Genomic DNA, 19,823 nt, shown 5'->3' with positions numbered 1-19,823 from the left:
GCAAGTGCGGGGTGCGTGATTGCGATATCCCAGCTCAGGCGGCACCCTGGAGCCAGGGGCGCTGAGGTTCACCCGCTCGCACGCGCGCTCCGCAAGGGGGATGGTGCTGTGTCGCTGGGCGACTCGGCGAGGCGGTGGCACGACACGGCCGGGCAGGCCCGGCAGGGCGCGTCCGGACACACCGCCCGCGGGCTGCGCGTCGGACTGCTCGGGCAGTTCGGCGTCGAGATGGACGGGGTCCCGCTGCGCCTGCGCGGGGACAAGCGCCGTGCCCTGCTGGCCACACTCCTGCTCAACACCGGGCGCACCGTCCCCACCGCGCACCTCATCGAACGCGTCTGGGGGACTCCGGCCTCCCCGTCCGCACGCAGCGCCCTCCAGGTCCACGTCACCCGCGTGCGCGCCGTCCTCGACCAGCACTGCGGCACCCCGCTCATCACGGGCGGCGACGGCGGCTACCGGGTCGACCTCACCGAGGACCAGTGCGACCTGCTGCGCTTTCGCTCCCTGGTTCGCCGCGCCGACGGGGGCGCCGACCCCTCCGACCGCGCCGACCTGCTCATCAGCGCCCTGGGGCTGTGGCGGGGCCCCGTCCTGGCCGACGTCGTCAGCCCCGTCCTGCACGAGCGCGACGTCCCGCCCCTGAACGAGGAACTCCTCCGGGTCGCCGAGGAGGGGTTCGGCGCCGCCCTGGCCCGGGGCGACCACGAGCGGGTGGCCGACCAGATCGGCCCCATCGCCACCGACCACCCCGAGCGCGAACCCCTCATCCGCGTCCAGATGACCGCCCTCTACCGCTGCGGGCGGCCCAGCGAGGCCCTGCGCGTGTACGCCCGCACCCGCGACGCGCTGGCCGAGCACCTGGGCGCGGACCCGGGCCGCGAACTCCAGGAGACCTTCCACGGCGTCCTGCGCGGCGACCTCGACCGCGCTCCGCGCACCAGCGTCCCGCGCCAGCGTGCCTCCGTCGAGGAGCGCACCGGATCCCGGCACCCTTCCCCGGCCGCCGGGACCCGCTCCGGACCGGCCGACGAGCCGGACACCGGGCCAGCCGCCGAACCGGACACCGGGCCACGCACCGGACCGGCAGCCGGGCAGGACGCCCCGGCGGGGGAGGGGGGACACGACGGCCGCGGCGACGGCCCGGTCCACGCGCCCGACCGGGTGTCGGCCGCCCTCGCCCCGGCCGAGCTGCCCGCAGCGCCCTCCGTGCTGGTGGGGCGCGACGAGGCCCTGGCCGAGGTGGACCGGCTGGTGGACCCCTCCAGCACCGCCCCCGGCAGCGCGCTGGTGCGCGGCCCCGCGGGCGCCGGAGCCAGCGCCCTCGCCCTGAGCTGGGCCCACGCGGCCGCGCCGCACTTCCCCGACGGGCAGCTCTACGTCGACCTCCGCGGCGGCGACGGACACCCGCGCGACCCGGCCGAGGTGCTGCGCCGCCTGGTGCGCTCCCTGTCCACCGGTACCCGCGGCACCGAGGTCATGGACGCCGACGAGGCCGCCGCGAGGTTTCGTACGCTGCTGGCGCACCGGCGCGTCCTGCTGCTCCTGGACAACGCGGCCTCCGCGCGCCAGGTGCGCCCCCTGCTCCCCGGCGGCACCGGATGCGCGGCCCTCGTCACCAGCCGCTACTGGCTGACAGACCTGCTGGTGCGCGACGGCCTGCGGGCCCTCCCCGTGGGACAGCTCCCCCCGGACGCGGCGGTGGACCTGCTGCGCGCGCGGGAGGGGCGGGACCGGCGCGCCGAGTCGGTGCTGCGCCGCCTCGCCCACGTCCTGGGGTACCTGCCCCTGCCGTTGCGCATGGCGGCGGTCTGGCTCGACGACACCCGGCCGGACCGGTCCGCCGCGGAACTGGTGCGCCGGTTGGAGGGGGTGGACCCGGCACGCGGGAGCACGCCCACGGCCCGGATGGCCGCCGTGCTGCGTGCCGGGCCCCGGGAGGGGCGACACGGCCGCGGGGAAGTACCGGCCGAGCCCCATCCTCCCGACACCAGTGTCGACCAGGGATCTTACGTTCGGCTTTCACCCAGGTGAGAAGTGGCCGCCCGCGGGGGACACGGAGTACGCGCCGCGTCGCCCGGCGTGGTCCCCGCAGGTGTGCGACCGGGGGAGGACCAAGAGCGTGTAGCGAAAAGGGTTAGATATACCCACGGGGGTCCTCATCACTCCCATGAGTCGCTAGGGTCAACCCCATGACACAGAACAACGATCCCAACCTGGACCCGGCGGGAACCACGCAGCACTTCCGCCGCTTCGTCGACGAGAACCCGAACACCGAGGAGCCCGCGCGCCGCCCGGTCATGCCGATCGTGCTGGCGGTCGTCGGCGCGGTCCTGCTCATCGCCGTGATCGTCGCGCTGTTCCTGGCCTTCGCCTAGGCCTTTCGGGCAAGGGGCCGACGGAGGACCGTCACTCCCGCTGCTCCGTAACCGGTTCGCGGCCCTCCTGCGGTCCTGCTAGAGTTAACGACGTCGCCAGGGGCGGCCCACAGGGCCGGTACCATGGCACGACAGGCGCCATTAGCTCAGTTGGTCAGAGCAGCTGACTCTTAATCAGCGGGTCCGGGGTTCGAGTCCCTGATGGCGCACAGACAACGGCCCCGGGTCGAAGGCACCGCCTTCGGCCCGGGGCCTTCGTGTTCCGTCCGGACGGTCGGAGGGCGGACACGGCCTCCCGGGGGAGACGCTCGGTGGTGTGCCCCACATCGTGCGGTTCGCGGCCCGGGGCACTCCTCCGGTCGGGTAGAGTTGACCATGTCGCCGCGGCCGGGAGGCAGGGCGATGAACAACAGGCGTCATTAGCTCAGTTGGTTAGAGCAGCTGACTCTTAATCAGCGGGTCCGGGGTTCGAGTCCCTGATGACGCACCCGAGGCGAGGGCCCCGGTCGGAAACGACCGGGGCCCTCGCGCTTTCCACGGGAACCCCTGTCCTTTCCAGGGGAAGCCCTGCCGCGCTCTCGCGCTGGCCCTGCGTTTCCTCGAGCGCGGTCACTCCCCGCGTTTCACCGGAAGCTTTCCGTTCCCTTTCTGGAATCCCGTCCTGGGATTCGCGTGCGCACGCGTGTCACTTTCCGTGACCGCGCGAGCGGAGTCGTGGCTCCGAAAAATGTCATAGGTCTGTGATGTGCTGCTTCGCGTTTGCGGCATCCCATAGGGGTGAAGCGAAGGAAGGGCCGTGGACGCACAGCGTGACGAACCGCTGCCTTCCCATCGTTTTCGCAGATGAGATTGACATAAACCCCCAGGTAGTGAATTGTTACCTTCTCGCCGCCTCTCTCAGGACGGCGAGCCCTATGCACAACTTTCGGAGCATCCCCATGTCGAATTTCTCCCCCATCCTGCGTACCGCCGGTATCTCGGTCCTCGCCGCGGGCAGCGTGTTCGCCCTCAGCGGTTGCGGCGCCCTCATGTCCGTCATCGGCGGTGGCAACGTGATGGACCTCAACGTCGGCGAATGCTTCGTCGAGTCCGAGATGGACGCCGCGCTCGCCAGCGGCGAGGTCAGCAACATCCCGCTGGTGGACTGCGCCGAGGAGCACGACTCGGAGTTCTTCTTCGCCCACGACATGACCGAGGCCGAGTACCCCGGCACGGACGCGACGATGACCCAGGCCGATGAGCTCTGCACCGGCGAGAACTTCACCAACTTCATCGGCGTCTCCTACGCCGAGTCGGAGATCTACGTCGGCCACCTCTACCCCACCCAGGAGACCTGGGACCAGTTCGACGACCGCGAGATCATCTGCTACGCGACCACCTCCAACTCCGGCGAGATGGTCACCGGCACCCTTGAGGGCGCCAACCGCTGAACGTCCCCCGGCCAGCGCAGGCCCTGCCCCGCCTTCGCCTCCCCGACCGCCTGAGCGGCCCCTCCTTCACCCCGTCCCCCTCCCGCCTGCGGCAGTTCGCGTCACGCGGTGCCCAGAACGCAACAGAACCTGTTTCTTCCGGACCTGGGGCAAAACCTTCTTCACGTCCCAAGCATCTGGATATGTGTCGCCGATCCCGTCCCCCATCGGCATCAGTACCGAACGATCCAGTGGAGTTCCCCATGTTGTCCGAAACGCGCCGTCCCCTGTTCGGCCGTGTCGTCCTGGGAACCCTGGCCGTCGGCGCCACCCTGGTGGCCACGACGGCCTGCGGTTCGCTTCCCCTGCTGCCCCCCGCTCTCCAGGGCGGCGGGGAGACCGTTTCCCCCGCGCCCCAGGAGACCACGGAGCCGACCGCGTCCGAGGAGACCACCGAGCCGGTGGAGACCGAGACCACCGAGCCCGTCGCGCCGGGAGACAGCGACGTGTTCTCCCTCAACGTCGGTGACTGCTTCATCGAGGAGGAGATGAACACCGCGCTGTTCAGCGAGGGGATCAGCGAGGTTCCGCTGGTGGACTGCTCCCAGGAGCACGACTCGGAGTTCTTCTACTCCCACCAGATGACCGACGCCGAGTACCCCGGCGAGGACGAGACGATGAGCCAGGCCGAGGAGATCTGCACCGGCGAGGAGTTCACCAGCTTCATCGGTGTCGAGTACGCCTACTCGGAGATCTACGCGGGTCACCTCTACCCGACCCAGCAGAGCTGGGACATGATCGGTGACCGCGAGATCATCTGCTACGCGACCACCTCCAACACGGGCGAGATGGTCACCGACACCCTCGAGGGCGCCAACCGCTGAGCGCGGAGGACCGCGGAACCCCGTCCGGATCCGGCCCCTCCCGTCGTCCCCACCGGTAGGCGTCCCGCGGTGCGCGGAGCACCCCGAGAACCCGATTCATCCGGTCCTGGGATGAAAACTCCTCCGCGGCCGCGGTGAGAACGGCCCGCGCCACCCCTGGAACCCCAGGGGTGGCGCGGGCCGCCGTCGTCTCCGGGTCAGATCCCCAGATCGCCCAGGGTGGGTGCCTCCCTCAACGGCACCAGCTGTTCGGCGTCCAGTTCCGGCTCCGCGTCCATCTCCGCCGGGGGCAGGCCCTGGCAGGTGAGGCCCTCGGGGACCACGCCGTCGACCAGGTAGGCCTCCACGGGGTCGGCCACGCACCCCAGGCCCCCGGGCAGGTAGAACCCGTGTCCACCGTCACCCGCGACGGTGATCAGGGCACCGTCCAGCCGCTCGGCCATGGCCACCCCGGCCTCGTAGGGGGTGTTGGCGTCGAACTCGCCCGCGATGAGCAGGGGTTCGGGGTAGCCGTCGCGCTCCAGCGCCACCGGGGGCTCGGGCCGGTCGAGGGTGTTGAAGGTGCACGGGTGGGGAACGGACCAGTAGGCGCCGACCCCGTAGGGGTGCTCCTCCCGGTACTCGCGCGCGTCCGCGTGGTACATGCTGACGCGGTCGGGCCACTCGGCCTCGCACAGGACCGCCGTCTGTAGGTCGATGTTCGAGAGGCTGACGTCCTCCTCTTCCTCCTCGGCGAGGGCCGCCACCTCGGACGCGAGCTCCTCGGGGAAGGGCTCGCCGCGGACGAGGAAGCCCAAGTAGTACGAGTTCAGGTCCCAGGCCTGCTGGTAGCGGGCGGACTCGCCGAGATTGAAGTTGAAGGCGTGGTTGTCGTAGACGAGGCCGTCCTCGACGTACGGTTCCTCCCGAAGCCGCTCCGAGGTCGCGTCGAAGGTCGCGTAGACCTCCTCCTGGGTCGACCCGAAACCGAGGACGTCGTCGTGTCGGGCCGCCCACGCGGTGTACCGGTCCATGTTGGCGCTGTAGGCCGGGGCCTGCATCAGGAACATCTCCCGCCAGACGCCGTCGGGGTGCACCGGTGAGTCCAGCACGCTGCGGTCCAGCCGTTCGGGGAACATGCTGCCGTAGACGGCGCCCAGGTAGGTGCCGTAGGAGTAGCCCAGGTAGTTGGTCTTCTCCTCGCCCATCGCGGCACGGATGACGTCCATGTCCCGGGCGGTGTTGGCGGTGGTCATGTGCGGGCGCAGGTCGCCCTGGACTCGCTCGCACTCGCGCTGGTAGCGGATCGCCTCGCGCGTGGCGTCGGAGATCTCGGCGTCGGTCGGACTCGGGTAGATCGGCACGGGGTCGTTCCCGCAGTCCATCCGGGGCGAGGAGGCGCCGGTGCCGCGCGGGTCCATGCCGATCACGTCGTACACCTCGCTCACCCGGGTGCCCCCGTAGTAGGCGCCGAGAACACGACCGGGGCCGCCCGGCCCCCCGGGGTTGGTGAGCAGGATGCCGCGCCGCTGTTCGGGGTCGGTGGCGCGGGCCCGGCTGATGGCCACGGTGGCGCGCTCGCCTCCGGGGTCGGAGTAGTCGAGCGGGACCACGACGTCGGCGCACTCCAGTCCCTGGAGCACATCCTCGGTGCAGGGAGCCCACGTCAGCTCCTGGTCGTGGAACTCGGCGAGCGCGGTGTCGTCTGCGGTGGGGGCCAGGGGATCGGCCGCGGCGGGGGAGGCCGCTGCGAGGGATGCGGCCAGGGCCGTCACGAGGACGGTCGAGGCCAGTGTGGTTGCGCGTGCTGTGCGCACGGGGGTCGCCTCCGCGTTCTCGGCCCGTTGCTGGGCGCGCTCCGCGGACACACGCCCTGCTGCGAGGGGAACGACGTCCACAGAACACGCCCGCGAACGGGGTCGTGTGCTTCGAAGACGTAACCGTACGAACCACCCGAGAGATGACAACACCCACAAATGTCATGAGTGTGCGCATGTGGCCGGATTCGGCCAACCGGTGGGGCAGTCATATGTGGTGGTTTATCGATTTTTGTTCGTTTTGTGATGCCGATCGTGTCGCGCGCAAGACGCCGTTTGGTCACGAAGGTGGTCTGGACCACATCGGGCGGGTTACCGTGAACCCTCTATTAGGAAACTTTCCTAATAGAAACGGAGTCCCTGCGCCCCCTGAAGGAGCCCCGTGGCCACCGAAATCGCGGCCTCACCACCGCCGCCGCGCGCCGGAGGCGGAGCGTCGGCCCGCGCCGACGAGCCCGCCCCCCTGCCGCTGCGGATCTGGCGCCACCACGCCGTCGTCAAGGTCCGCAAGGCCGTCGTCGTGGTGTTCGTCGTCGCCAACGTGACCTTCTTCCTCGGCCGCGCCATGCCCGGCGACCCGATCGACGTGATGGCCGGGCGCCTCACCCAGGGCGGCATGTCGATGGAGGAGGCCCGGGCCATCGCCATGAACTCGCTGGCCTACGACCCCGACGCCCCCCTGCACCAGCAGTGGTGGGACTTCCTGGTCGGCCTGGTCACCCTCGACCTGGGCATGACCATCAACCGGCCGGGTCAGAGCGTCATGGAGGCCATCGGCGCCTACCTGCCCTGGACCCTGTTCAGCATCGGCGTCGGCACGGTCATCGCCGTCGTCCTCGGCCTGGCCCTGGGCATGGTGATGGCCTACTGGCGCAACCGCTTCCTGGACCACGTGCTCAGCGTCCTCGCCTCGGTCCTGGGCGCCGTCCCCAACTACCTCATCGCGATGGCCCTGGTCTTCGGCGGAGGCATGTACCTGGGGTGGTTCGACCCCATCGACCTGCGTGGCACGATCAGCCCCGGCGTTCAGGCGGGGTTCAACGCGGAGTTCCTCGGCGACGCCCTCTACCACGCGGCCCTGCCGATCGTCACCTACGTGCTCGCCATCATCGGCACCTGGATGCTCATCATGAAGGCCTCCACCACGGAGGTGCTCGGCGAGGACTACGTGACCGTCGCACGCGCCCGCGGACTGCGCGACCAGCGCATCGCCGTCTCCTACGTCGGGCGCAACGCGGTCCTGCCGCTGGTCGCCCAGATCGCCATCTCCTTCGGCACCCTCGTCGGCGGCGCGATCTTCGTCGAACAGGTCCTGGTCTACAAGGGCGTCGGCGGCCTGCTCCTGGACGCGGTCAACTACCGCGACTACCCGCTCCTCCAGGGGCTGCTCATCATCATCACGTCCTGCGTGGTGGTCGCCAACCTCGTCGCCGACCTGCTCTACAGCCGCCTCGACCCGCGTATCCGAGCGTAGGAGCCAACCGGAATGGCCGTCACCACCACCGCAGCCCCCGGGGTCTGGGGAACGATCTGGCAGGGCCTCACCCGCAGCACCAGCGGGTTCGTCGGTCTCTGCCTGGTCCTCAGCGTCCTGCTCTTCTCCTTCGTCGGGCCGCTGCTCATCGACCACCACAACCCCACGGACGTCACCGCGATCTGGGGCCCGATCACCGCCGAGCACTGGCTCGGCACCAACCACCAGGGCAAGGACACCTTCACCCAGCTCGTACTGGGCGGACGCGAACCCATCTGGGTCGGCTTCGTCGCGGCCGTGATCACCGTGGCCATCGCGGTCGTCCTCGGCGGCGTCGCCGGGTACGTGCGCGGACGGATCGACCACTTCCTGCTCCAGCTCACCGACATCACGATGACCATCCCGTTCATCGTCCTGATGCTGGTCATCGCGTCCTTCTACCGCACCGCCTCGCCGCTGGTGGTCTCCTTCATCATCGGCCTGGTCACCTGGCCCTATCTCATGCGCTCCATCCGCGCCCAGGTGCTCACCCTCAGGGAACGCGAGTTCGTCGAGGCCGCCCGGCTCCAGGACCTGGGCACCGCGCGCATCCTCTTCGTCGAGGTGCTGCCCAACATGGCGGGCTACATCTTCGTCAACTTCATCATCGCCGTCACCAACGCGATCTACGCGGTGGTCGGCATGTACCTGCTCGGCCTGCTGCCCAGCACCGCCGACAACTGGGGCCTGATGATCCAGCAGGCCTGGAACAACAACGCCTTCCTGCTGCCCCAGGCCGCACCCTTCCTCATCGCCCCGATGGTGATGATCATGCTCTTCCAGATCGGGCTGGTCACCATGACCCGGTCCCTGGAACAGGCCCTCAACCCACGACTCCGGGACAGGTGAGCCACAGTGACCGACCACACCGCCGCCCCGCCGTCCGCCGAGGGGCCCCTGCTCTCCGTCCGCGGCGTCGACGTGGCTTACCGCACCGGCCGCAGGAAACAGGTCACCGCGGTCCGCGACGTCTCCTTCGACCTCCACCCCGGCCAGTCCATGGCCCTGGTGGGGGAGTCCGGCTGCGGCAAGACCACCCTCGGCCTGGGCCTGCTCCGGCTGCTCCCGCGCACCGGCCTCCTCTCCGCGGGTGAGGTCCTCTTCCGCCGCAAGGACGGCCGCCTCGTCGACGTGCGCGCCCTCACCCGCGAGGACCTGCGCCGTTTCCGCTGGAACGAGGCGGCCATGGTCTTCCAGGGCGCCATGAACGCCTTCAACCCCGTGCTGCGGGTGCGCGACCACTTCCTCGACACCTTCCGCGCCCACGACCGGGGCCGCCGCCCGCGCGCCGAGGTCCTCGAACGCTCCGCCGAGCTGCTGCGGACGGTCCGGCTCGACCCCGCCCGGGTGTTGGACAGCTTCCCCCACGAACTCTCCGGCGGTATGCGCCAGCGCACCCTCATCGCGCTCGCCCTGGCCCTGGAGCCGCAGCTGCTCATCCTGGACGAGCCCACCACCGCCCTGGACATCCTCACCCAGCGCTCCATCGTCGAACGCCTCGCGGAGCTGCGCGAGGAACTGCGCTTCGCGATGGTCTTCATCACCCACGACCTGGGTCTGGCCGCCGAACTCGCCGACCGCGTCGGCACCATGTACGCGGGACGGATGATCGAGACCGGCACCACCCGCGACATCTTCCACCGGGCCCGGCACCCCTACACCTCGGCGCTGATCAACTCGGTGCCCCCGGTCACCGGCGACCTCCGGGTCCCCGAGTCGCTGCCCGGAGGCCCGCCCAGCCTTTCCGCGCTGCCCCCCGGATGCTCCTTCGCGCCGCGCTGCAAGCACGCCGTCGAGCGGTGCGCGTCCACCCGCCCCGTGCTCGACGTGCTCACGCACCGCCCCGACGGGCTGAGCCACGCCGCCGCCTGCCTGCGTTCGAACGAACTCTCCACCGAGGGGGCCACCCGTGATTGACCGGACCGTCCCAGCAGACCCGCGGCCCGAGCCCGGTGCCGTGCCCGACCGAGGCACCGGGGACGCCGCGCCGGTGCTCAGCCTGCGCGGCGTGCACCAGGTCTTCCCGACCCCGCGCGGCGACGTGCCCGCCGTCGCGGGGATCGACCTGGACGTGCGCCCCGGGCGGGTGCTGTGCCTGGTGGGGGAGTCCGGCTGCGGCAAGACCACCAGCGCTCGCATGGCCGCGGGACTGGCCGACCCCGTCCGGGGCTCCGTGCTCTTCCGGGGCAGGGACGTCGCCGGAATGGACCGGCGCGAACGGGCCCGTTTCCGCCGCTCGGTCCAGTTCATCCACCAGGACCCCTACGCCTCACTCAACCCCGTGCGCACCGTCTACTCGACCGTCTCGGCCGGACTGCGCCGCCACGGGCTGGTCAAGGACAGGCACGAGGCCCGCCGGGCCACCGTCGAACTCCTGGAACGGGTCGACCTCACCCCGGCCGAGGAGCACCTCGACAAGTACCCGCACCAGCTGTCCGGCGGCCAGCGCCAGCGGGTGGCCGTGGCCCGCGCCCTGGCGATGAACCCCGAGGTGATCATCGCCGACGAGTCCACCTCGATGCTGGACGTGTCCATCCGGGTCAGCCTGCTCAACACCCTCGGCGGGCTGCGCGACGACCTCGGCGTGGGCTTCCTGTTCATCACGCACGACCTGGCCGTGGCCAAGTACTTCGCCTGGGAGGGCGAGATCGCCGTCATGTACCTGGGCAGGGTCGTCGAGCACGGTCCCACCCCGCGCGTGGTCAACGACCCCCAGCACCCCTACACGAAGGCGCTCATCGACGCCGTCTGCGAGCCGGACCCCGACCTGGCGCACAACCGGGAGCGGATCAGGCTGCGCAGCTCCGACATCCCCGACCTGACCGACCTGCCGCCCGGATGCGACTTCCACCCGCGCTGCCCCCTCTACGAGGAGGGCGACTGCGACACCGTCCGGCCGCCGCTGTCCCCCGCGCACGACCGGCTGCTCGCCTGCCACGTCGTCAACAGGGGGTGAGGCCGTGCTCCCCGTCGTCGGCCGTTTCGGGCTCCTCGTCGGAGCCTTCCTCACCCTGACCAGCGCACTCATGGTCGTTCTCACACCCCCCGGCACAGCCGAGTCCGTCATCAGCGCCCTCACCGTCGTGATCGGCCTGGTCGTGCTCTCCCTCGGTCTGCTCGCCGTCCTACTGGAAAGGAAGCGTCATTGACCCCTCCCACCCCCCACCCCCTGATGAGTGACCTGTCCCGCAGGCGCCTGCTCCGGGCGATCGGCATCGGCACGGTCGGCGCGGCCGGCGCCGGCGTGCTCTCCTCCTGCGCGGGCGGCGACACGGCCTCGGGCGGAGCCGCGCAGTTCACGGGCGTCTTCGACTTCGACCTGGCCGCCCAGACGCGCAACGTCGCCGTGGAGGACGGCGCGCTGCTGATGAACTCCGTGTACGCCGACCTCTTCCTGCCCGCGGGCGCGTTCTACAACTGGGAGACCCACGAGTGGGACTACCTGCTCCTGGAGAACAGCGCCTGGGAGGGCGACGACCTCGTCGTGACCCTGCGCCCGGGCCTGAAGTGGAGCGACGGCACCGACCTGACCGCCGAGGACCTGCACCAGAACTACGCCATCCGGGTCCTGGAGGCGCCCGCCTGGTCGGTGGGCTTCCCGCAGATCACCGAGCTGGAGCAGCTGGACGACCTCAGCGTCCGCGCGCGCTTCGACAACCCCTTCCCGGGGATCGAGCTCCAGGTCGTCAAGCACCGGATCTTCTCCAAGTCGACCTACGGCGACTTCGGGGAGCGCGCGATCGCGATGGTGGCCGACGGCGTCCGCCAGGGCGACGACGAGCACACCGAGTTCAACGCCGAGTTCATCGAGTTCAACCCCGAGGAGATCATCACCAGCGGCCCCTACACCTTCGACCGGGCCCAGATGTCGGACGCGCGGATCACCCTGGTGCGCGAGAGCACCGGGTACCAGGGAGAGGAGGTCGCCTTCGAGGAGGTGGTCGTCCACAAGGGCGACAACCGCCAGGCCTCCCTGCTCATCCAGCAGGGCGAGGTCGACTACTCGACCCTGGCCACCTCCGCCGCCGACCAGCAGGCCTTCCGCGGTGTCGAGGGGTTCCGGTGGATCGAGCACCCCGGCTACGACGGCTGCGGGCTGATGTTCAACTACGCGGCCAAGCCCGAGCTCAAGGACGTGCGGGTGCGCAAGGCGCTCAAGCACCTGCTCGACAGCGACCAGATCGGCCAGGTGGCGCGGGGCGAGGCCTACGACCGGGTGCGGTACTACTCCGGGCTGGTCGACCTCCAGACCGAGCAGATCTTCACCGCCGAGGAGCTCGCGGAGTTCGCCGTCTACGACCAGGACCTGGACCGGGCCACCGAGCTGCTGGAGGAGGCGGGCTGGACCAAGGAGGACGGGGTCTGGCACACCGCGGACGGCGAGGAGGCCAGCTACGAGATCATCGGCGTCGCGGGCTGGGGCGACTTCGAGCTGACCGCCACCCAGGTGGAGGAGGCCTGGAACGCCTTCGGGATCAAGACGAGCGCGCGCAACGTGCCCGCGGACAACCCCTGGGGCATCTGGGCCGCCGGTGACTTCGAGGTGGCCGTGCGCCACTGGGGCAACCCGGAGATCCCGCAGTACTGGGGTGCCTTCCAGATGAACTTCCTGGTGGAGAACGCCCGTACCGGCGAGAACCCGGGACAGGACTTCGACCTGAAGGTGGACAGTCCCAGCCGGGGCGAGGTGGACCTGGAGGCGCTGGTCGAGGTCGCCAAGACCGCGCAGACCGAGGAGGAGCAGACCGAGGCCCTCAAGACGATGGCGATCGTCTTCAACGAGCTGCTGCCGCGCATCCCGATCTGGACCTACAAGTACCTGGCCCCGGCCCTGGAGGGCGTGCGGGTGGAGTCCTTCCCCGAGGACCACCCCGCCGCCCAGAACCAGATCTACCGGGACAACCACATCATCCTGTCGCTGATGCAGGGCGGCCTGGAGGCGGCCGGGTAGGGGGCGGGACGGGCCCGGGGGACCGGGCCGTGTTCGGGGGCGGGGCCGCACGGCCCCGCCCCCGCTGTGCGCACTCTCTCTTTTTTGTCGGAATGCTGGCCCTTGATGTGCATTCGTGGTGAGGGAAGGTAGTCTCCTGTACGTCGGGAGGACGGTGTCCGAACACCGCCCGTTTCCGGCGCCAACGCCTTCGGAAGGGCCGCCCCGGCATCCTCTCCGAAGGCGCGGAGAACCTTTCGGCGCTCTGCGTCCCCCGGTCGTGTCCCGTGCCCTCGTCGGCCCGGACGGCCCGCGAGGCGTCGCACTCCTCGTCCGGAGCCGTTTTCGGAGCAATTCCGGGAACGGCGCGGAACGGGGAAGGGGAATCGACAGGAGAGCCATGACCCCAGCTCCCCGCGGACCCGCGCCCCCGGGCTGCCCGTGTGCCACGTCCCCGCGCCCCGCGCCGGCGCGGTGTCCCGAGACCGTCGGCGGACGCGGACCCCGTGTGACGGGGATCCCCGCCGGTGCGGCGGGCGGTGTGGTCCCGCTCGGCGACCGGTCACAGGGCCGCGCGTCCGTGCTGTTCAAAGCGGGTGCGCGTCGTTTCGGGCCGCGGGTCCGCCGGTGCGGCGGACCGGTTGCTGACACCTGTCCGGAAACAGACATGGGTCCATAAATCTCACGAAAACATCTGGGGTCACAGCACCTTCAGGGCAGTGTTTGTGCACGTCAGAGACGTTGTCCCGCGTGCTTTTGTGATCCTTCCACGATTCGTCTGCCAAGGCTGTCGACCTTTGTTAGTCTGGCGAACCGAACGACGGTTCTCGGTGGAAGTACAGGAATTGTGCGGGGCATGGATACTTGTCTCCGGATGGGGTGTCGCACCCGTCTGGTCCCCGTTCACGCGGGGGCGCCCCAACCGAGGCCTTCTTCCGGCGCACGGGGCACCCGGCTGCCACGGGGACCCCGCGCGGGATCCCCGGGCGGCCACCCCCGGGCAGGGCGGTGGAGCGGCGCCGCCGCTGACCCGCCCCCACCGACGCGAGGAGACGAGATTGTGGCAGAGGCGCCGTCGCCGCGAGACAGCCCCGCTCCGCACCCGCGCGGGGGCGGGCCGATGACGTCAGCGGAGGACGGGCAAGGAGCCAGGCGGGAGGGACGGTTCCGACGGGCCATCTCCCGTATGGTCAGAGCCCAGGAACCCCCCTCACCGGAGACCCAGCAAGGAAATCCCGTGCATCATCCCGTGCATCCGCACTCGCAGAACTCCGGCCGCACGTCGGGCAGGGAAGGCGTCCAGCCCACGGCCGGATCCGCTCCCGAGTCGGGCGCGACGGAGCGCGGCGACGCCGCGCCCCCCGCGACCGGCCCCTTCTCCGGCTCCGCCGAGAACGGGTACCGGCCCTCCTCCAGGACCAGCGTCCCCAACCCCTACACCACACGGCGGGTGAACGTCGACGACGTGGACACCGGGGCCACCCCGGTCAACCAGTGGCGCGGCGTGGGCCTGGACGAGCCCGAGCCGCGTACCCCACCCATCACCGCCACCACGGACACCATGACTGACACCTCCTCATCGACAGAGCGCGCGGAGCGGCCTCAGGCCCCCGCGGCGCAGACGCAGGCGGCCCCCGCGGACACCACGCCGCAGCCGGCCCCGCGGCCCGAGCAGGCGGGGCAGCAGTGGGCCGAGGCGCCGCACGGCCAGACGCGGCACCCCGAGGAGCAGGGGCGCTCCTCCCGACCCGAGCAGCCGGACTCCCGGAGACAGGAACCGCCGCGGGCCGCCGACAGCCACCGCCAGCCGGAACAGCCGCAGGCCGCCGAGCCCCAGGCCCCCGACAGCCACCGCCAGAGCGAGCAGCCGCAGGCCGCCGCGCCTCCGGTCGCCGAGGGCTACCAGCAGCCTCCCCAGGGGTGGGCCGGTCCCGCGCCCCAGCCCTACCAGGTGTCTGGGGAGCGGACCGCGCCCCCGCAGGTACAGGGCCAGCACGGGTACGCCCAGCAGCCGGGCCCCGGCCCGGTCGGCCACGACCCCTACGCGGCCCCCGCCCCCTACCAGGCGGCCCCCGGCCCGCAGTACGGCACGCCCTACCACCCCGCCGGGCAGGAGCCCCACCACCCCTACCCGCCCCACCCGCAGGCCGCCCCGGCGCACTACCCCGCCGCGCCCCCGCAGCACGGCGGCTACGCGCCCCAGCCGCACGGCGGCTACGCGCCCCAACCACAGGGCCAGCACCCCTACCCCCCGCAGCCCGCGCACTACCCGGCGCAGTACCCGCCCCAGCCTCTGGTCACCTACCAGAGCGCCTACCCGGCGCCCTTTCAGCCCCCCGGCTACGTCATGCACGGTCAGCCGATGTTCTATCCGGGGCAGTACAACCCCTACGGCCAGCCGGTCCAGCACATCATCGTGCTCGCCGCCGGGCAGCAGCCGCAGGTGATCAGCGCCGAGTCGGCCAGCACGCTCTTCGCCGAGCACGCCGAGACCCGGACCGAGCCCGCCGAGCGTGAGGACCGGGCCCTGACCCGCGCGGGGTCCGACACGGACGCGGGCAAGGAGCAGCCGGAGCGGGAACAGGAGCGGGAGCAGAAGCGGGAACAGGAGCGGGAAGCCCCGGCCGAGCCCGCCGAGGCCGCCGCCCCCGAGGCGCCCGCCGAGACGCTCACCGAGCGCAGGGCCGCCCTCATGGACGCGATCGCCCCCGTCGACCCGGCCTCCTCCGCGCCGTCCGACGGCCGCGGCAATCTTCTCAACGAGGCCCTGGCGGGTCTGGCCATGCGCGACCTGTCGCTCGTGGACGCCCTGTTGGAGATGGTCGAGGAACTGGAGACCGACGCCCAGGACCCCGACCTGCTCGACAAGCTCTTCCAGATCGACAACTTCGCGACCCGTATGCGGCGCAACGGGGAAAACTTCTTGGTGCTCACCGGACATGACGGCGGCGAGTCCGACGCCCACGACGAGATCGTCCCCCTGCTCGACGTGGCCCGCGCCGCCACCTCCGAGATCAAGGACTACCCCCGCGTCCGGATGGGCAAGATCCCGCAGACCTCCATCACCGGTATGGCGGCCGACGACATCAGCCACCTGCTCGCCGAACTGCTGGACAACGCCACCGCCAACTCGCCCGAGCACTCCCAGGTCGTCATCAGCGCCCAGGAGTTGGCCGACGGGCGCCTCATGATCGTCGTCGAGGACGAGGGTGTGGGCATTCCCGAGGGCCAGCTCTCCGAACTCAACGGCCGCCTCGCGGGCGAACCCGTCCTGGACTCCGACGTGCCCCGCCACATGGGTCTGTACGTCGCCAGCCGGATCGCCAAGAAGCACGGGCTGGAAGCCAGGATCGAACCCCGCTCCTTCCGCGGGGTGAGCGCCTACGCGATCATCCCCAAGGAGCTGCTGCGCGTGGCCACGCCACGAACCCCCGGACAGGCCCGCACGTCGACCGTCCCGTCGAGCGCCCCGTCCGCCAAGCCCGTCACGCCCGCCCCGGCCTCCACCCGGTCCCCCGTCAACGGCACGGGCAAGCCCCCCGCGGCGGGCGGTTCGGCGGTGACCTCCGCCGGGCTCCCCCGGCGCAGCGCCACCCCGCACGGGTCGCCCCTGCGGACGATGTCCCGCCCCGGACAGAAACCGGACACCCCGCAGACCCGGGAGGACACTCCGCCCAGGCTGACCGGTGAGGCCAGGGCAGAGCAGATCCGCGACGAGCTCGGGGACTTCTTCGACGGCGAGCGCGAGGCCCGCCAGGGCGGCGACGAGCCCGGGGAAGACCAGAAGTGACGGCTCCCGACCCCGTTCAGGGCGCCCCTCCCGGTGCGCCCACGCAGACACCCAAGCAGCGAACACGACCCTCGGCCCAGGCAGGTAAGGCACAGCGATGACTGAATCCGTGAACGACAGTGTTGAGAACTTCTCCTGGCTCATCGACCGGTTCGTCCGCGACGTGCGCGGTGTCGAGCACGCCGTCGTGGTCTCCTCGGACGGCTTGGTCCTGACGCACTCCAGCGACTTCCCCGAGGAGCACGCCGAGCAGCTGGCGGCCATCGCCAGCGGCCTGCACAGCCTCGCCGTCGGCGGGGCCAACCTCTTCCAGAGGGGCGAGTGCGAACAGCTGCTGGTCCGCTTCAACCACGGCCACCTGTTCATCATGGCGATCAGCGACGGCTCCTGCATGGCGGTGCTCACCGCCCCGGGCACCGAGCTCAAGATCGTCGGCTTCCAGATGACCAAGCTCGTGGAGAACGTCGCCCACGTGCTCACGCCGCAGCTGCGCTCGCAGCTGCGCGAGGTCATCCAGAACTGACGACGGTGCCCGTTCGGGAGGAGAGGTTGCCTCGGCTATGAGCTTCCGCAGGCGAAGGAGTAACCGTGTCCGTCCGTTCACCTTCACGGGTGGGCGGACACGGTCGCGGCATCCGCTGATGGTGCAGACCCTGGTCTCGACGTCCGAGCCCGGGCAGGAGCCTCCTGGCACCCTCATGCCGGAGTCGATCAATATCTACAAGCTGTGCCGGGAGACCCGGTCGCTGGCCGAGGTATCGGCCGAGTTGAACATCCCCCTGGGCGTCACCCAGGTTCTGGTCAGTGACCTGGCCGAACAGGACCTGGTGTACATCCACCCGACCATCACCGGCAGCAGTCCATCGGAAAACCAGGTTCTGGAGAGGGCTCTTCGTGGTCTCGAACGACTTTTCCAGTGACAAGAGGTCGAATCGCAAGAAGATGTCGAGCAAGATCGTCATCGCCGGGGGCTTCGGCGCCGGCAAGACGACCTTGGTGCGCTCGGTGTCGGAGATTCCCCCTGTCACGACCGAGGCGATCATGACCGAGGCCAGCATCGGTCATGACGACACCTCGATCACACCCGACAAGACGACCACCACCGTCGCGATGGACTTCGGTCGCATCACCATCGACGACGAACTGGTCATGTACATGTTCGGCACACCGGGCCAGGCACGTTTCTGGTTCATGTGGGACGATCTGGTCCGGGGCGCCGTGGGCGCCGTCGTGGTGGTCGACTGCCGGAGGCTCGCGGACTCCTTCGACGCGGTCGACTACTTCGAGACGAACAAACGCATCCCCTACATCGTGGCGCTGAACAAGTTCGAGGGTCACCTCGACTACACCTCCGAACAGGTCCGCGAGGCACTGGAGGTCAGTCCTGAGGTACCGATCATCGACTTCGACGCCCGGAACCGGCTGTCCGGGGGTGAGGTGCTCAAGACGCTGCTCAGGTACGCGTTGGAGCACAACCGCGCCAGCGAGCCCGTCGCCTGACGGACGGGGGGACCCCGGTCTTCCCACCGCCCCGCAGATTCCCCAGGAAAGTTAGCGACAATGCGCAAGATCCTTATCGTCGGTGCGGGCCACGCCGGCCTGCACCTGGCCCATGGGCTCCTCACCCATGGATACGACGTCACGGTGATCACGGGGCAGTCCTCTCTGGAGATCCGGACGGGAAAGCCGTCGATCTCGCAGTTCACCTTCCCGACCGCCCTGAATTACGAGAGGGAGCACAACCTCGACCTCTGGAGTGCTCTGGCGCCCCAGATCAGGGACCAGACGATCCACCTCTATCCGGGCAAGGGCGAGCTGATGTCCTTGACCGGGAGGACCGGTACGGGCAACGACTACGCGGTGTCGGTCGACCGGCGTATCAAGATGGCCGACTGGTTGGAGTACTTCGAGGACCGTGGCGGGAAGGTCGTCATCCATGGTGTCACCGTCACCGACCTCGACTATTTCTCCCGTATGTTCGACCTGATCGTCGTGGCGGTCGGGCACGGGGAACTCGGGCAGCTCTTCGACTACGACGAGAGCCGGTTCTCCGGGGCCAGGCCCCGTTCGATCGCCCAGGCGCACATCTACGACGTCTGGCCAGTCGAGGGTGAGAACGAGAACATCGGCTGGTCCGCCACCGCGGCCGAGGCGGGGAACATCTTCTTCATCCCGATCCTCGGCCCGGAGGGGCCATGCCACAACCTGCTCATGGTGGACAAGCGTGGCGGGCCCATGGACGCCTGGCCCGACCGTCCGGCCCCCGAGGAGCAGCTGCGGCGGATGAAGGACCTGCTGCGCCGGTACGCCCCGGAGTACTTCGAGCGCGCCAAGGACGCGGTCCTGGTCGACGGCAAGAACAGCACCCTGATCGAGTACCTGACACCACAGGTCCGCAACCCGGTGGGCACGCTGCCCTCCGGCGGCAAGGTGCTGGGCATGGCCGACGTGGTCGTGACGATGGACCCTTACGTCGGCCAGAGCTGGAACAACTCGACGCGGTGTGCCAAGGCCTACCTGGAGAGCATCATCGAGCACGGGGACCGGCCCTTCGACGAGGAGTTTCTGGTCTCGGCCTTCGACCGCTTCTGGGAGTTCGGTCTGTACAACCAGCAGTGGTCGGAGATGTGCTCCACCTGGTGGGACCAGGGAGAGATGTCCCCGGGGATGCTGGAACTGCTGTCCGCCGCCACGAAGTACCGTGAGGTCTCCGACCGCTGGATCCAGGGGTGGGACTATTCGCCGGACTACGGCAAGTGGCTGCTGGACCCGCAGTTGGCCTCTGAATACGTGGCCGAAGTACGTGCACGCCACGGTGACTGACGTGTGCGTACTCCAGCGCTTGAGCCCGGTGTCCGGCGGACACCGGGCTCAAGCGCTTTTGTGGGAGTGGTCACTGATTACGAGCTCGTCCAGAATTCCGAGAATCAATGACCGAAAAGGAAGTTCTCATTGGCACACGCTGTGAACAGTGAGTACCATCCTTCGGGTTGATGTCCGAAAGCGTGGCATGGTGAGTGGTGGGTCAATTGTTCCTTGAGGGTGGACTGTCCATCTGTGGACGGGTTCGTTAGTGTCGTAGCCAGCCTTCCGGGGATGAGGCGCGTGCTATGGCCACTAGTG

The 19,823-nt window shown here is 69.9% G+C and carries 16 protein-coding genes and 2 tRNA genes; 17 read left to right on the top strand and 1 reads right to left on the bottom strand.

All coding sequences use genetic code 11. The features are described from left to right. Positions 1-108: 108 nt before the first annotated feature. The 6 genes from ACSIH6_RS00555 (at position 109) to ACSIH6_RS00530 (ending at position 4,671) form a co-directional block, all read left to right on the top strand. Positions 109-2,034, top strand: a complete 1,926-nt coding sequence (locus ACSIH6_RS00555) for an AfsR/SARP family transcriptional regulator (protein ID WP_435105402.1) — start codon at positions 109-111, stop codon at positions 2,032-2,034. A 158-nt stretch (positions 2,035-2,192) separates the two neighbouring features. After that, positions 2,193-2,378, top strand: coding sequence for a hypothetical protein (locus ACSIH6_RS00550; protein WP_061083139.1), 186 nt, complete (start codon positions 2,193-2,195; stop codon positions 2,376-2,378). Positions 2,379-2,513: 135 nt separating this feature from the next. Next, positions 2,514-2,587, top strand: a tRNA-Lys gene (locus ACSIH6_RS00545). Positions 2,588-2,791: 204 nt separating this feature from the next. After that, a tRNA-Lys gene (locus ACSIH6_RS00540) sits at positions 2,792-2,865 on the top strand. Positions 2,866-3,316: 451 nt separating this feature from the next. Beyond that, on the top strand, positions 3,317-3,808 hold the full coding sequence (locus ACSIH6_RS00535) for a septum formation family protein (RefSeq protein ID WP_435105400.1): 492 nt from the start codon (positions 3,317-3,319) through the stop codon (positions 3,806-3,808). A gap of 242 nt (positions 3,809-4,050) precedes the next feature. After that, positions 4,051-4,671 carry a septum formation family protein gene (locus tag ACSIH6_RS00530; RefSeq protein WP_435105398.1) on the top strand — a complete coding sequence of 207 codons (621 nt, stop codon included), beginning with the start codon at positions 4,051-4,053 and terminating at the stop codon, positions 4,669-4,671. Between the two features lie 197 nt (positions 4,672-4,868). On the opposite strand, the gene ACSIH6_RS00525 is transcribed toward ACSIH6_RS00530, so the two are convergent. Then, the gene (locus tag ACSIH6_RS00525; RefSeq protein ID WP_435105396.1) at positions 4,869-6,467 is read right to left on the bottom strand and encodes an alpha/beta fold hydrolase; all 1,599 of its coding nucleotides are present in this window, start codon (positions 6,465-6,467) and stop codon (positions 4,869-4,871) included. Between the two features lie 382 nt (positions 6,468-6,849). Between ACSIH6_RS00525 and ACSIH6_RS00520 the strand changes: the two genes are divergently transcribed. The 11 genes from ACSIH6_RS00520 to ACSIH6_RS00470 all read left to right on the top strand — a co-directional run bounded on the left by ACSIH6_RS00520 (position 6,850) and on the right by ACSIH6_RS00470 (position 19,523). Further along, positions 6,850-7,941: an ABC transporter permease gene (locus ACSIH6_RS00520; RefSeq protein ID WP_435105394.1), complete on the top strand. Its 1,092-nt coding sequence runs from the start codon at positions 6,850-6,852 to the stop codon at positions 7,939-7,941. A 12-nt stretch (positions 7,942-7,953) separates the two neighbouring features. Further along, the gene (locus tag ACSIH6_RS00515) at positions 7,954-8,829 is read left to right on the top strand and encodes an ABC transporter permease (protein WP_435105391.1); all 876 of its coding nucleotides are present in this window, start codon (positions 7,954-7,956) and stop codon (positions 8,827-8,829) included. Between the two features lie 6 nt (positions 8,830-8,835). Further along, entirely contained in the window at positions 8,836-9,897 is a 1,062-nt protein-coding gene (locus ACSIH6_RS00510; protein WP_435105389.1) for an ABC transporter ATP-binding protein, read from the top strand. After that, entirely contained in the window at positions 9,890-10,936 is a 1,047-nt protein-coding gene (locus ACSIH6_RS00505) for an ABC transporter ATP-binding protein (protein WP_435105387.1), read from the top strand. Before ACSIH6_RS00510 ends, ACSIH6_RS00505 begins: the two co-directional genes overlap by 8 nt. A 4-nt stretch (positions 10,937-10,940) precedes the next feature. Continuing rightward, a complete protein-coding gene (locus ACSIH6_RS00500) occupies positions 10,941-11,129 on the top strand; it encodes a hypothetical protein (protein WP_435105385.1) in 189 nt (62 codons plus the stop codon). A 23-nt stretch (positions 11,130-11,152) separates the two neighbouring features. Further along, positions 11,153-12,931, top strand: coding sequence for an ABC transporter substrate-binding protein (locus ACSIH6_RS00495; RefSeq protein WP_435105585.1), 1,779 nt, complete (start codon positions 11,153-11,155; stop codon positions 12,929-12,931). 1,216 nt (positions 12,932-14,147) lie between these two features. Next, positions 14,148-16,700: a sensor histidine kinase gene (locus tag ACSIH6_RS00490; RefSeq protein ID WP_435105383.1), complete on the top strand. Its 2,553-nt coding sequence runs from the start codon at positions 14,148-14,150 to the stop codon at positions 16,698-16,700. A 97-nt stretch (positions 16,701-16,797) separates the two neighbouring features. Then, entirely contained in the window at positions 16,798-17,223 is a 426-nt protein-coding gene (locus ACSIH6_RS00485; protein WP_013151544.1) for a roadblock/LC7 domain-containing protein, read from the top strand. Between the two features lie 37 nt (positions 17,224-17,260). Beyond that, a complete protein-coding gene (locus tag ACSIH6_RS00480) occupies positions 17,261-17,620 on the top strand; it encodes a DUF742 domain-containing protein (RefSeq protein ID WP_082768466.1) in 360 nt (119 codons plus the stop codon). 22 nt (positions 17,621-17,642) lie between these two features. Next, positions 17,643-18,200: a GTP-binding protein gene (locus ACSIH6_RS00475; RefSeq protein WP_017565342.1), complete on the top strand. Its 558-nt coding sequence runs from the start codon at positions 17,643-17,645 to the stop codon at positions 18,198-18,200. Positions 18,201-18,260: 60 nt separating this feature from the next. Then, positions 18,261-19,523 (top strand): styrene monooxygenase/indole monooxygenase family protein, encoded by a 1,263-nt coding sequence (locus tag ACSIH6_RS00470; RefSeq protein WP_435105380.1) that lies wholly within the window; start codon positions 18,261-18,263, stop codon positions 19,521-19,523. Positions 19,524-19,823 lie beyond the last annotated feature (300 nt).

It is taken from the genome of Nocardiopsis synnemataformans, assembly GCF_965343085.1.
GTDB classification, from domain to species: Bacteria; Actinomycetota; Actinomycetes; order Streptosporangiales; family Streptosporangiaceae; genus Nocardiopsis; species Nocardiopsis alborubida.
Note: the sequence above shows the minus strand (reverse complement) of the source record. Positions and strands in the feature narration are given on the sequence as shown.